Origin of the sequence: Kitasatospora sp. GP30 (assembly GCF_029892145.1) — a bacterium.
In the GTDB taxonomy this organism is placed as follows: Bacteria; Actinomycetota; Actinomycetes; order Streptomycetales; family Streptomycetaceae; genus Kitasatospora; species Kitasatospora acidiphila.
Map to the genome: position 1 here is coordinate 1 of NZ_JARZAH010000075.1, position 13298 is coordinate 13298.

Below are 13298 nucleotides of genomic sequence, written 5' to 3' on the forward strand. Positions count from 1 at the left end.
GCTTATAACGACATTCCTGCGTGCGCGTACGCGTTCATATACCCGACCTTCAGTCGCTTCAGTCGCTGATTCCCCACCATCACAGCCCTGACCTGGGAAAATGTTGCTCACGCGGGTGAGCGACTGAAGACCGTACGGTCGCTTCCGGCACGTCTCGGTCGCTGTGGCCGCCGCACCCACGGCGCACTCAAGGCTCGGCGGCTCCGCTAGTCTGTGGGCTCCATATTGGAAACTGAGTCGCTTCAGTCGCTGTCAGGGCTGTGACCTGCGCAGACTCGGCAGCGACGTACGACGGAGCCGGCAGGCTGACAGCGGGAGGGACATCAAGGTGGCAAGCTCTGTCGGCGTCCCCACCACATCCGCGTCGCCGCTGCAGGTCGCCAGGTGGTGTGCCGCCCAGGGATGGCCGGTGCACCCGCTGGCCCCGGGTACCAAGCACCCGGTGGCCAACTGCGCCGACTGCGCGGCCGCCGGGCACCGCGCCGCCGGGTGTCGCTGCCTGGTGGCCGGCCGCTGGTGCCACGGCCACCTGGCCGCGACCACCGACCACGACAGGCTGCGCTCCTGGTGGGAGGCCACCCCGCACCTGGGCGTCGGCATCTCCTGCGGGCCGGCTCACCTGGTCGTCATCGACGTCGACGCGCACGCCAAGCCCCTGCCCGCCCGAGACCGGCTGCTCCCCGGCATCGCGATCCCGGACGCGGTCGACCTGGGAGGTCTGGCCACCGGTTTCGACACCCTCGCCCTGCTGGCCGCCCTGCGTGGGTACCCCAGCCCGGCCGACGACACCGCCACCTTGCGGGTGAGAACCCCATCCGGTGGCCTGCACATCTGGTACCAGGCACACCCAACCCTGCCGCTGCGCTCCTCCACCGGCGCGGGGAAGAACCGGGCGCTCGCCTGGCAGGTGGACGTCCGCGCCCGTGGCGGCTTCATCATCGCGCCGGGGACCGTCACCGTGAACGGCGCCTACACGCCCGTCGGCGCCGTGCGGCAGCCCGCTCCCCTGCCGTCCTGGCTGGCCGCAGAACTGCAGCGCACCCACCACGCGGAAGCGCCGCAGCACGAGCTTGAACCGCGCAGGCCCCCGTCCCGCGCCCGGCAGGCGGTCATCGCCGCCGGTGGTGCCCAGGACGGAACGCCCGCCGTCCTGACCGGCCTGTTGGCCGAGGTCGTCGCCTGCACGGCCGCCCCGGAAGGAATGGGCTTCACCGACAAGCTCAACCGCGCGGCGTTCACCGCCGGTGGACTGGCCGCGGCCGGCTACCTCAGCGAGGCCGACGCCGCGGCCATCCTGCTGGACGCCGCCTCCACCGCCCGCCCAGGCCAGGAACGCCGCTGGGCACCGATCGTTCACGCGGGCCTGGCCGCAGGCACCCGCCGCCCCCTGCATCTGCGAGGACGCGCATGACCACCGCCCACGGACCGGGAGGAGGCTTCGACGCCTTGGCCGCCGCGCAGCAGATCCTGACCGCCACCGGCGCACCGCCACCCGGCACCGCCCCGGTGCCGGGGCAGGCGGCCCGGCCGTACCCGCCGGTCCAGGACAGCCTGCCGGCCCTGACACCGCTCGTACCCCAACCCCCTCAGCCGGTGACGGTGCAGGAGGTCCAGGAGGCGCAGCCGGCGTCGGCCGTCAGCCGGCAGGGGCTGCTGCCGGACTCGTTGAGCGACCGCGGCAACGCCAAGCTGTTCGTGCGCCTGTACGGCGCTGACTACCGCTACGTGCCAGGCCTGGGCTGGTACAGCTGGGCCGGCCACCGGTGGCAGATCGACGAGACCGACACCGTGCTGTGGGCTGCCGGCGAGATGGCCGAGCACTTGGTCCTTCACGATCCGAGCGGCACCTACACCACCAGCGAGCTGAAGCGCCACCGCCGCCGTGCGCTGTCCACCAGCGGCATGACAGCCATGCTGGAACAGGCCAAGGCTGCCCCCGGCATGGTGATGCACGCCTCCACACTCGACGCCGACCCGTACGCCCTGTGCACCCCCGCCGGCGTCGTCGACCTGCGCACCGGACTCCTCATCCCGCCGGACCCCACCCGCCACAGCCACTCGCGCTCCACCACGGTCGCCCCGCAGGCGATGCCCACGCCGCGCTGGTTCCGCTTCCTGGAGGACACCTTCGGGGAAGGCTCCGAAGGCAAGGAGATGGTCGGCTTCCTGCACCTGTGCCTGGGATACTCGATCTCCGGGGACGTGGGGGCGCAGATCATGCCGTTCCTGTACGGCACCGGGAAGAACGGCAAGTCCGTCCTGCTGGACGTGATGCTGCAGCTGCTCGGCGACTACGCCGACGCGGCCCCGCCCGGCTTCCTCATGGCCCGCGCCTTCGAGGGCCACCCCACGGACCTGGCCGAACTGCACGGCCGACGGATCATCATGTGCTCCGAACTCAAGCCCGGCGACCGTTTCGACGAGGCCCGGGTGAAACTGCTGACCGGCGGCGACAGGGTCAAGGCCCGCAGAATGCGCCAGGACTTCTTCAGCTTCAACCCGACCCACAAGCTCTGGTTGCTGGGCAACCACCGTCCCGAGGTCGGCACCGGAGGCCCCGCCTTCTGGCGCCGCATGCGGCTGATCCCGTTCGAGCGGGTCGTCGCCGAGAACCGGAAGATCGACAACCTCGCCCACGTCCTGGTCGCCGAGGAGGGCCCCGGCATCCTCAACTGGCTCATCACCGGCGCCGGCAGGTACTTCAACGGGCACAAGGACCTCACCGGACCGCGGAGCGTGCAGACCGCCACGAGCGCGTACGCCGAGACCGAGGACAGCGTGGGACGCTTCATCGCCGAAGCGTGCAAGATCGCCGACGGCCTGCGCGCCGAACAGGCCCAGCTGTACGGCGCTTACAGCCGCTGGTGCGGCGCGGAAGGCGCCAACCCCGTCACCGCCCGCGCCTTCGCCGCGCGCGTGCGCGAAACACTGGGTATGACCTCCCCCAAGGACATGGTCCTGTCCAACTCCCGCAAGTACTACCCAGGGATCGGCCTGCTGGCCGACGAGGAGCCGCAGCCGTGAGCGCCCTGATCGACCCCGCCGACCTCGCCCACGAGATCGAGATCCGCTGGCTCGAGGACCCCGAACCACTCGACTACGTCCGCCAGAGCCTGGAACGACTCAGCTCACGCAAGGGCAGGCCCCCCTACCACCGCGACGGCCGCATGGTCGGCTACGCCGTCCTCGGCCCGACGGCACCCTCCTCCCGCGCCTCCGGCACCTTCCGCCGCCGCGTCTTCTGGCTGCTCCCCCACGACCGCGACCAGGAACCTGACGGCCTGTACGCCACCGGCTCGCCGTCCGAGGCCGTCGACCCGCGCACCATCGCGCCCACCGTGAAGGGCGACAAGACCGAGCGCTCCCAGGGCGGTCCCGCCTCCCCCGCCATGCTCGAACTGGGCATAACGCTGCCGAAAAGCTGACGGTCGGCCCCAACCGGGCCGGAGCCTGAAGGAGTCCGTCGGCCAGGCAGTACAGCTCGCCCGTCTTCACGACCAGGCCGTGCTTCAACAGCAGGGCCAGCCGAGCGTGGACGGTGGCTCGGTGCCGCCGGGTGCTGCCGGCGAGCTCCACCGCGGTCTGCCCATCCCGGTAGGCCAGCGCCGCGACCACCTCGGCGGCGGTCTTGCCCAGGCCACGAGCCCGGAAGGCATCCCGGGCCATCAGGTCGGAGAGGAGGCGAAAGTCCAGCTCAGCCGGGGTGTCTGACGGGGCAGCAGACGTCGTTGCGGGGGTGTGTCGCCGGTTGACCCCATCCAGGTACCCGGGGGCCTCGTGCCCTCGCTCTCGGATCGGCGCGGACTCACCCGTCACACGAACCGCACGCCGCCACACCCGGCCCAGGTACCGCACCGCGTGGTCATGACCCTTCTGGTGGGCCAGATCCCGCAGCAATGCACCACCAGGCGCAGGAGACGCAAGCAGCACCTGCTGCAGCGCGGCCTGGTCCCCGCCGGCCCGGGCGAATGAGAACGCGATCGCGCTGGTGACCCGGTGTGTGTCCCGGCCAGCGCCCGACCCACCGTCAGAACCGCCCTCCCGATACCGCTCGACCCCACTGCCCTTGACGACCAGCGCCCGCATTCGAGGAGACAAACCGGCTGGCAGCCTCGACTGCCAGCCGGCGGACCGTTGAATCGGCAGCGCAGGCGCCGGCGCGACAGGACCTGCCGACAGGGGTACAGGAGCAACATCGAGCGGGGCGCTCACTGGCCACCGCCGAGCGTGGACACCCCGGCCAGATGCGGAAGCTCGTATGTGTCATCTCGGGTAGAACGGACGCCGCGGGCGCGCACGGTGACCTGAAATGAGCCGTTTGCTGAGCGTGCGGGCATGCCCGACTGGAAAGAGGCAGCGTCGTGCTGCACCATGTGTTTGCTCTCCTAGTTCCAGGCGCTGGACTGCTTGCTCTCCTAGTTCCGGGCGCTGGACGCGGTTCCTGGGAAGAACCAAAGAAGCGAGGACGACAGGCCCCTGCCAGGGCGGTCTCCTCACGGTGATGATTTGGGCGCGCAATCGGCCTGGCAGCCGACGAGCACCCGGGCGGCGCTACGTGAAATCCTCCCTGTCAGGAGGAGCAACGAGTAGGGGCGCCGCCCGTAGAGGCCTAAGTCATCTCGACCCCCGACTCGGTTGAGCCGACTGGGGCTGCACCCGCGGGGAGCGAAATGGTCAGCACCGCGGGAAACTCATGGTCAAAGATCAACGTCCGAGAGCACACATCATGAGGCGCGCACAGCACGCTGTTGCGCTCACGGGTCATGCTCCGGGTACGCTGATGCACAGCGGACCGTCCTTCCAGTACTAGACGGTTCACCGAGGATCGAAGGCCGCACCGCCAAGTAAGGCCTCTTCTCGGACCGGCCCCGGGTTCCGGAACCGGCGGACTTCCAATCCGCCCCGGACACCGGGGCCGTTGGCTTTCCCGCCAGTCGAAGTGCTCTTGCGGCTTCCAACCCGCAAGAGACCAACTACTGGACGTTGCAGATCCTAAACCCTCCGCTTCTGACGGACACACAGGCAAAGCATGTCATCGGGCGGCGCGTCGGCCAATGATCAGCCGACGCGCCTCTGACGGTTGATCAAGCTCTGCCTGCAGGTACATCTATTGCTCTGACCGCATAGGTTCGCCGGGTTGGCGGTAGCACCGCCTGGACCGGTTGGACGTGGGGGACATCCGGGATTCGGGGAGGCGTGGCGGCGGAGCCGGTCAAGGTTCGGAGACTGACCGACCAGGAGGGCCAGCAGTTACAGCAGATCGTGCGGCGCGGCAGCACGAGTTCGGTGCGCTATCGGCGGGCGATGATGCTGCTGGCCTCGGCCGGCGGGAACCGCGTGCCGGTCATCGCCCAGCTGGTAGCGGCCGACGAGGACACCGTGCGCGATGTCATCCACCAGTCAACAAGATCGGGCTGGCCCGCCTGGACCCTCGGTGGGCGGGAGGCCGTCCCCGCCAACTCAGTCCTGACGACGAGGACTTCGTCGTCCAGACGGCCACCACCCGCCCGGCCAAGCTCGGGCAGCTCTTCACCCGCTGGTCGATCCGCAAGCTCGCCCCCTACCTGCGGAAGGCGCACGGCCGGGTGATCCGGATCGGCCGCGAGGCCCTGCGCTGCCTGCTCGCCCGACGGGGCGTCACCTTCCAGCGAACCAAGACCTGGAAGGAGTCCACCGACCCAGATCGTGACGCCAAGCTCGACCGGATCGAGCACGCCCTCGACCGCTTGCCCGACCGCACGTTCGCCTTCGACGAGTTCGGCCCCCTCGGGATCCGCCCCACCGCCGGCAGCGGATGGGCCAAGGAGGGCCGTCCCGACCGGCTGCCCGCGCCCCACCGCACCCACGGCGTCACCTACTTCCACGGCTGCTACTCGATCGGCGACGACGCCCTGTGGGGCATCAACCGCCGCCGCAAGGGCACCGCGAACACCCTCGCCGCGCTCAAGACGATCCGGGCCACCCGACCCGACGGCTCCCCGGTCTACGTGATCCTGGACAACCTCTCCGCCCACAACGGCAAGAAGATCCGCCGCTGGGCCCACAACAACAACGTCCACCTGTGCTTCACACCGACCAACGCGTCCTGGGCGAACCCGATCGAGGCGCACTTCGGACCGCTGCGACAGTTCACCCTGGCGAACTCCAACCACCCCGACCACACGGTCCAGACCCGCGCGCTGCACGCCTACCTGCGCTGGCGCAACGCCAACGCCCGCCACCCCGACGTCCTGGCCGCCCAACGCCGTGAACGCGCCCGAATCCGCAGCGAGAAGGGCGCCCGCTGGGGCGGCAGACCGGTGGCCGCTGCGGCCTGACTACTGCGACGCCAACCAGGCTGCCCCCGCGGAGTGGACATGCAGGTCGATGACGACCTCCTCGCCCTCCCAGCGGCCGTCCTCCGAGATCTCAAGGCCGATCAGTGCCAGATCACCAGCCTGGCCCCGCAGCTCGTACTGCTCATGGGTCTCCTCGCCGACGTCACCCAACTCGTCACGCTCCCAGGCGGCTACTGCGGCCTCGGCCACAGCCCTGGGCAGTCGCACCGTGACACGGCCGACCTGGGCGTCGACAAGCTCCCCGATCGCTGCCAGCACCTTCGAGTCTTCCCGATACCGAACGTACTGCTCTTGATCCACCACAGGGCGAGGCTACTCAGACTGCTGGACTTGTTTCGACTGAATTAATCCGGCGAACCTATGCGGTCAGAGCACTATTCGCAAAAGGCAGCAAGGTCGTGGTGGTCAGAACCGGTACTGGAGCTCGAGGCGGTGGCCGGCCTTCACCATCACCGTGGCCTCGACGACCCTGCCTGCGGTGCTGCGCACAACCCGGAAGGTGCGCAGGACCGGCACGAGCTCACCCGGCAGGTGCAGCGCCGTGAACTGTGCCGGCGTTGGGATGCACGCGGACACCCGGTCCTCAGTCCCTCCGGGCTGGGGCAGATGCCCGAGCCCGGCCAGGAGCGTGGGGGTCCCGCCCTTGATCTTGCGATGCTCCAGCAGCGGGGTACCGCGGGCCATGTCCAAGGGGTAGTACGACTCCACGAGCTCGGCGGGCTGGTCGTCGAGGAAGAGCACTTGAGCCCGCAGTGCAACTGACGCCCCAGCGGGAACCCCGAAGGCCGCCGCAACTTCTCGCGGCGCCGGAACCTCGCCGACGCTGAGCAACTCGCTGCTCCCCCGAAAGCCCTGATCCGCTGCCTCGGAGATCCACCTGTACGGCTCACCCTCTCCGGCGGGAGCGGCGTAGTCGGCAGGGGTCATCGTCTGGCGGCGCTTCGTGCTGACCTGGACGCTCGCCCCGGCCCGGGAAGTGACCAGTCCCTCCCCCTTGAGCAACCCGACTGCTTTCTGGATCGAAGCGTTCGAGGCGCCAAACCGTTCGATCAGTTGGGCGGTGGAGGGCAGTCGGCTGCCCTCCGGAAGCTCTCTCCGGAGAGGATCTCATCTCCAAGATCGGCAGCGATCCTCTGGTGGATGGCCCGCGGGTCCTCGCGGTCCGCCTTCCTGATCCTGCCCTGCTCTGCTCTGCTCTGCTCTGCGGTCATCGTCATCCTTTCCGAACTTCGTAGCGCAACCGCTGATGCAGTGCCGAGGCGACCATCACATCCACCTGCACCGGCCGTCCCCGGCTCGTGGAGCAGAGCCGGTGCATGACCAGCACCCACACGTCCTCGGCCGAGCCTTCGTCAGCTGGCCTCACGAGCGTCGAGGCCGCCGCCCGCCCCGACGTGGAGGTCCTGAGCCTCGGCGTGTGGGACGGCGAACCGTTCAGCCTCGCCCCCGTCCTCGGGCTGCCACGCCTGCGCACCCTCTCTGCCTACCCCGGGACGCTTGCCGACCCACTGGAGACCGCCGGGCTGACCGGACTGGAGTTCCTCGAACTCACGCCGCAGGACTCGCGTGTCCTGCTCGACGCCGATGCCGTCCCGCGCGGTCTGTCGGCTGCTGCGATCAAGGCGTACGGCGACCGGGACCCGCGCCTGATCGTGGCCTTGGCGGATGAGATTCTCGCGCTCTGGGACCGTCCTCTCATCACCGAGACCGTCATCGACGGAGACCTCGGGCATCTGCTGTAGCACCGGCCGAGACGGGGAAGGGAGACGGCAGACCGTGCCTGTTCGAATCGGCCGGCTCGACTGTCGATGGCTGAGCAGGTGCCCCAAGAGGTTCTCCGCCGCACACTGCGGGCTGCTGATCTGATCGGTCCTGGCCGGAGCTGGCGCTATAGCCGGGACGTGATCCCAAGTCTGCTATGACCGGGTAATAGCTCAGCCGACGTTGCTGAGTCGTCGTGTTGTCCGCGGACAACACGACGGCGCACGCGAATGGCTCGGGCCCGGTGACCCTGCGGGCACGAGCCTTCGTCAGCTGGCCTCTTCAGAAGAGGCCAGCTGACGACGCTGCGTTGTCCGCGGACAACACAGCGGGCAAGCAGCAGCGGACCGTGGCGTGTTGTCCGCGGACAACACCGGCAATATTCGGGTGGCCTGAGGCAGTCTCACGGGGTGTCGGTGACTCAAGAATGCCTAGCGGTTAGTAAACTCCCCGCATGGCCACCCCTGACACCGATGAGCGGGACAAGGTAGTTACCAAGCTCCCCCAGCAGCTGCGGCGCGAGTTGAAGATTCGAGCCGCCACCGTAGGCGTCGACATCCAAGACGCCGTCACCGAAGGCATCAAGGCATGGAAAGAGGCCACCAAGCCTCTCCCCACGATCGACGTCTCCGGCGCGACGTCCTTCTCGACCTACGTCCCTAGCGCCTTGCTGGCGGACTTCCGATCCGACTGCTCCGCGTTGAAGCTCGCCTACAACCAGGGAGTTGCCCAGTCCATCCGGCTCTGGCTGGACGCCCACCCCCTCCCCGAGCGCGCCCGCCGCGCCACCGGGGCCCGCCGGATCGCGATCGGCAACCAGAAGGGCGGCGTCGGCAAGACCGCGCTGACCTCCGGGATCGGCCAGGCCCTCGCCGAAATGGGCTTCCGCGTCCTCATGGTCGACTTCGACCCCCAGGGCCACCTCACCAAGCAGCTCGGCCACGAGCACCTGGCCCTCAAGGGCGACAGCCTCGTCAAGCACATGACCGGCGAGAAGATCGGGGAACTCGCGGACCTCGTCCTTCCAGTCGACGGTGATGCCTTCGGAGGCCGGCTCTCCCTCTTGCCCGCCTGCACCGACGGCTTCCTGCTGGACGCCAAGCTGGCGACCTACCGCGAGATCCGCATCAAGGAGACCGCCCTCGAGAAGGCACTCGAGCCCCTCGCCGGCGACTTCGACTTCATGCTGATCGACTGCCCGCCGTCCCTCGGCTACGCCATGGACAACGCCCTCTACTACGTGCGCACCCGCGAGGGCGAGGAAGATGGCGGCTCCGGTCTGGTCATCCCCGTACAGGCAGAGGACTCCTCAGCCGACGCCTACGCCCTGCTGCGCGAGCAGATCGACGCCCTGTGCGACGACCTGGACGTCGACATCTGCGACCTCGGGTTCATCGTCAACCTCTACGACGTCCGCAAGGGCTACGTCCTCACCTCCTCGCTCGAGAGCTGGAGGAGCATCGGCAAGCCCGAGGTGATCGCCGTCGTCAACGACCTCAAGGACCAGCGGGAAGCCGTCCGCACCAAGACACCCCTGCTCGTGTGGGCCCCCGACAGCGAGCAGGCCGACGCCATGCGCGACATCGCCCGGAGGATCGCGTGAGCAGCCGCGTAGCCGACCGACTTGGAGCCGGGAGCTTCGGCGCGGCCCGGCCCCCGCGTAGCGAGCGTGGCCGGGCGAAGGCCATCACCGAAGGCACGATCCCCGCATACGATCTCGTGCGCCTGCCTCTGGCCGTGGTCGCGCCGTGTCCGGTGAACCCCCGGCGGAACTTCGGCACCGACGAGGACAAGAACACCCTCGGCAGCAGTCTTGCCGCCCGCCAGACCACCGCGTGCGTCGCCGTCACCCGGGCCGCCTACCTGAAGCTGTGGCCCGACCACGACAAGATCCTCGACCCCGCCAGCGCTGAGTACGTCCTCCTCAACGGTGAGCGCCGCTACCGTTCGGCACTCCACGTCGGCTTGGACGCGCTCGACTTCGTCGTCCGCGATGATCTGGCCGGCAGCCCGGAAGACTTCCTCGACAACCTCCTTCTGGAGAACGAGGACCGCACCGATTTCGACATCATCGAGCGCGCCCAAGGCATCAAGCAGCTCCTCGAAGCCTGCGGAGGCAACGCCGCCGAAGTCGCCCGCCGCCGCGGAAAGGACCGCTCCTGGGTCGGCAACCAGGTGGCCCTCCTCACCCTCCCCGACGCCATCCAGGAACGACTCGTCAGCGGCCAGCTCGCCGAGCGGTGGGCCCGGCGCCTCGCCCGTGCCCTCAAGGACGACCCGAGCCTTGGCACCGACGACCTCCTCGCCCTGGCCGACCAGCTCCAGGAAGAGGAGCGAACCCGCCGCGACGAGGACCGCAAGCTGCGCGCTCTCGCGAAGGTTGGTGTGTTGTCCGCGGACAACACACCAGCCGCCCCAACAGCTCAAGGGCTGAGCCCAGCTACTGGTGTGCCGGACGGCCATGACACCCCAGCAGCAACCGAACCGCAGTCAGCCGCAGTCGGCCAGGTGGCACCGACCCCGTTGTTGTCCGCGGACAACAACCGGGGGAGTGCGGCCCCGACAGCTCCTTCCGAGAGCCGAGGTGATGCGGGCGGCATCCAGATTTCCACGGAAGAGCCTGCTGAGTTGCCGACACCTCGTGTCCCGGCCGCAGAGCCACAGCGGATCGCACCGGACACCCCTGACTGGCGAGACCCGAGTGGCGTTGCGGGCTGGATCTGCAAGTTCCTGTCGCCCGTGGAAGCCAAGGCTGTGGCCGAGGCTGTTCTGGCCAAGGTTGCCGAGGCCGAGGCTGTACTGCTCAAGGTCCCCGATGCCGAGCAGCGTGCAAGCGCGACACCTGCGGGCTGACCGGTCGGAAACGCAGCCGTACCCTGCCCCGCCAACGCGGCGCAACGGCGTCGGAACGAGACTTGACGCTGCAACAGGGAACGACCGACGAGTTGGAGGCGCCCGTTGAGGCGTTGAACGGCCAGTGCCGGGTTGGGAGGCCGCCTGCTCCGAGCCCGGGATGACCGTCTCGTCTCCTCAGAGCCTCTAGCCGATCATGGAAATGTGGGGTGTGTTGTCCGCGGACAACACACCAACCGCCCAACACCAACCGCCCAACGCGCCAGGTCCGGACCACTGCTGATGGTGCGCCGGACGGGCATGACAGACCCCGCGGTAGCTCAGCAGGGGTCAGCCAGGGCCAGTGAGGCCGCCAGCCGGTTGTTGTCCGCGGACAACACAGCCCTGTCGCGCCTCCCGACCTCGCTGGCCGGATCCGGTCTGATACGGGCATTACGAGGATCGGCGCGACCACCAGTGCCGCCTCGGTTTGGGGCCGGCTTGCGGGGTCGAGTCATCCGCGGCGGGCCGGATAGTGGCTGGGGAGGACGGCCGCTCGGGGTCCGGCGATGAAGGGGGACCAGCGTCGGTTGGCGGGTGCAGGCCGGCCCGGTCGTACTCGGTCGTGGCGATCGCCGTGACGAGTTCGTCCTCGGTCATCCGCTCCGACCCGGGCACGTGTGGCACCAGCCCCATCAGGACCCCGTCCTGCAGGACCTCCGCCTCCAGGCCGAGCGCATCGCTGCTGTCCCAGACCGCCTCACTCCCGCCGTCCGGAAGCACGACGCGTACCGCGTACTCGTACACACCCAGCTCGGCCAGGTGCGCCATCACCTCTCGGGCCCGCAGCGCGGCCACGAGCCGCTCGGCACGTTCCTTGTCCATTGCGGCACCGTCCTTGAGCGATCAGCCCCGCCTGCCCCCACCGTAGGCCGCCGCGCACCGAACCGGCAGCCCGAGCCGGACCTGCGCCGCGGCAAGCTAACCGAGTACCCGAGGACGCCTCCCAGCTCATCGCACTCGTGGGCGCGGCCACACCGCCGTGGTCGGCATGGCCCCCCGAGGAGGGCGCCGCATCGCAGAGATGGCGGCCCGGCCCCCGCGTAGCGAGCGTGGCCGGGCGAAGGCCATCACCGAAGGCACGATCCCCGCATACGATCTCGTGCGCCTGCCTCTGGCCGTGGTCGCGCCGTGTCCGGTGAACCCCCGGCGGAACTTCGGCACCGACGAGGACAAGAACACCCTCGGCAGCAGTCTTGCCGCCCGCCAGACCACCGCGTGCGTCGCCGTCACCCGGGCCGCCTACCTGAAGCTGTGGCCCGACCACGACAAGATCCTCGACCCCGCCAGCGCTGAGTACGTCCTCCTCAACGGTGAGCGCCGCTACCGTTCGGCACTCCACGTCGGCTTGGACGCGCTCGACTTCGTCGTCCGCGATGATCTGGCCGGCAGCCCGGAAGACTTCCTCGACAACCTCCTTCTGGAGAACGAGGACCGCACCGATTTCGACATCATCGAGCGCGCCCAAGGCATCAAGCAGCTCCTCGAAGCCTGCGGAGGCAACGCCGCCGAAGTCGCCCGCCGCCGCGGAAAGGACCGCTCCTGGGTCGGCAACCAGGTGGCCCTCCTCACCCTCCCCGACGCCATCCAGGAACGACTCGTCAGCGGCCAGCTCGCCGAGCGGTGGGCCCGGCGCCTCGCCCGTGCCCTCAAGGACGACCCGAGCCTTGGCACCGACGACCTCCTCGCCCTGGCCGACCAGCTCCAGGAAGAGGAGCGAACCCGCCGCGACGAGGACCGCAAGCTGCGCGCTCTCGCGAAGGTTGGTGTGTTGTCCGCGGACAACACACCAGCCGCCCCAACAGCTCAAGGGCTGAGCCCAGCTACTGGTGTGCCGGACGGCCATGACACCCCAGCAGCAACCGAACCGCAGTCAGCCGCAGTCGGCCAGGTGGCACCGACCCCGTTGTTGTCCGCGGACAACAACCCGGGCAGCTTGGTGGTCCCCCGCGGCGGTGAGAGCCGCGATGACTGGCAGTCTCCCACTGGCAGCGAGGAGGCTACGGCATCCACGGAGCCCCCACATCTCCTACCAGCGGGGCAGTGGGTGTGGGCTGTTTCGCGTTGATGCTGACGCGGGTCTGGTGTGCCTGTCCGGCGGGTGAGGGTGGCGACAGGCTTTTTGGCCGGGGTGGGGGTTTCTTTTGTGGCTTTGGTCGGGCTGTGTCTACGGCTTTCCTGATTGTCCGTTGTGACGGGTTGTGTTTGCGTGTGTCGGCGGCGGCTGAACCGTGACCCACTTTGGACGGTTGAGTTCTGACCCTCGCGTCGTCGTTGGCCTTGTTCAGTCGTTGTCGGTGGTGCGGG

General features: G+C 69.0%; 10 protein-coding genes and 2 pseudogenes. 8 read left to right on the forward strand and 4 right to left on the reverse strand.

Annotated features, from left to right (window positions below; genetic code table 11):
• Positions 1-328 precede the first annotated feature (328 nt).
• From P3T35_RS39645 to P3T35_RS39660, 4 genes and pseudogenes are all read left to right on the forward strand, one after another.
• Positions 329-1411, forward strand: coding sequence for a bifunctional DNA primase/polymerase (locus tag P3T35_RS39645; protein ID WP_280709753.1), 1083 nt, complete (start codon positions 329-331; stop codon positions 1409-1411).
• Positions 1408-3024, forward strand: a complete 1617-nt coding sequence (locus P3T35_RS39650) for a phage/plasmid primase, P4 family (protein WP_101385626.1) — start codon at positions 1408-1410, stop codon at positions 3022-3024. The genes P3T35_RS39645 and P3T35_RS39650 overlap by 4 nt, the downstream gene beginning before the upstream one ends.
• A complete protein-coding gene (locus tag P3T35_RS39655) occupies positions 3021-3425 on the forward strand; it encodes a DUF6009 family protein (RefSeq protein ID WP_101385625.1) in 405 nt (134 codons plus the stop codon). The genes P3T35_RS39650 and P3T35_RS39655 overlap by 4 nt, the downstream gene beginning before the upstream one ends.
• A 1879-nt stretch (positions 3426-5304) precedes the next feature.
• Positions 5305-6317 (forward strand): annotated as a pseudogene (locus P3T35_RS39660) (IS630 family transposase).
• Here P3T35_RS39660 and P3T35_RS39665 read toward each other — a convergent pair.
• The 3 genes from P3T35_RS39665 to P3T35_RS40540 form a co-directional block, all read right to left on the reverse strand.
• On the reverse strand, positions 6318-6596 hold the full coding sequence (locus P3T35_RS39665) for a hypothetical protein (RefSeq protein ID WP_218976848.1): 279 nt from the start codon (positions 6594-6596) through the stop codon (positions 6318-6320).
• 147 nt (positions 6597-6743) lie between these two features.
• Positions 6744-7409 carry a GntR family transcriptional regulator gene (locus P3T35_RS39670; RefSeq protein WP_348533464.1) on the reverse strand — a complete coding sequence of 222 codons (666 nt, stop codon included), beginning with the start codon at positions 7407-7409 and terminating at the stop codon, positions 6744-6746.
• Positions 7388-7549 (reverse strand): hypothetical protein, encoded by a 162-nt coding sequence (locus P3T35_RS40540; RefSeq protein ID WP_348533463.1) that lies wholly within the window; start codon positions 7547-7549, stop codon positions 7388-7390. The genes P3T35_RS39670 and P3T35_RS40540 overlap by 22 nt, the downstream gene beginning before the upstream one ends.
• 156 nt (positions 7550-7705) lie before the next feature.
• Between P3T35_RS40540 and P3T35_RS39675 the strand changes: the two are divergent.
• The 3 genes and pseudogenes from P3T35_RS39675 to P3T35_RS39685 form a co-directional block, all read left to right on the forward strand.
• Positions 7706-8080: pseudogene (locus P3T35_RS39675) on the forward strand (SMI1/KNR4 family protein); the annotation flags it as partial.
• Positions 8081-8553: 473 nt separating this feature from the next.
• A complete protein-coding gene (locus P3T35_RS39680; RefSeq protein WP_101385622.1) occupies positions 8554-9702 on the forward strand; it encodes a ParA family protein in 1149 nt (382 codons plus the stop codon).
• Complete coding sequence (locus P3T35_RS39685; protein ID WP_180356927.1) at positions 9699-10952, forward strand: ParB/RepB/Spo0J family partition protein; 1254 nt, start codon at positions 9699-9701, stop codon at positions 10950-10952. Before P3T35_RS39680 ends, P3T35_RS39685 begins: the two co-directional genes overlap by 4 nt.
• 432 nt (positions 10953-11384) lie before the next feature.
• Here the strand turns inward: P3T35_RS39685 and P3T35_RS39690 are convergent, their stop codons facing one another.
• A complete protein-coding gene (locus tag P3T35_RS39690) occupies positions 11385-11816 on the reverse strand; it encodes a hypothetical protein (protein ID WP_101385620.1) in 432 nt (143 codons plus the stop codon).
• A 199-nt stretch (positions 11817-12015) separates the two neighbouring features.
• Here P3T35_RS39690 and P3T35_RS39695 point away from each other — a divergent pair, with 199 nt between their 5' ends.
• Entirely contained in the window at positions 12016-13059 is a 1044-nt protein-coding gene (locus P3T35_RS39695) for a ParB/RepB/Spo0J family partition protein (protein WP_180356926.1), read from the forward strand.
• Positions 13060-13298: the final 239 nt, after the last annotated feature.

What these genes read in the sequence shown, in the direction of transcription:
- P3T35_RS39650 (WP_101385626.1), top strand. Translation starts at nt 1,408, where the DNA reads ATGACCACCGCCCACGGACCGGGAGGAGGCTTCGACGCCTTGGCCGCC.
- P3T35_RS40540 (WP_348533463.1), bottom strand. Translation starts at nt 7,549, where the DNA reads ATGACCGCAGAGCAGAGCAGAGCAGAGCAGGGCAGGATCAGGAAGGCG.
- P3T35_RS39680 (WP_101385622.1), top strand. Translation starts at nt 8,554, where the DNA reads ATGGCCACCCCTGACACCGATGAGCGGGACAAGGTAGTTACCAAGCTC.
- P3T35_RS39690 (WP_101385620.1), bottom strand. Translation starts at nt 11,816, where the DNA reads ATGGACAAGGAACGTGCCGAGCGGCTCGTGGCCGCGCTGCGGGCCCGA.
- P3T35_RS39695 (WP_180356926.1), top strand. Translation starts at nt 12,016, where the DNA reads ATGGCGGCCCGGCCCCCGCGTAGCGAGCGTGGCCGGGCGAAGGCCATC.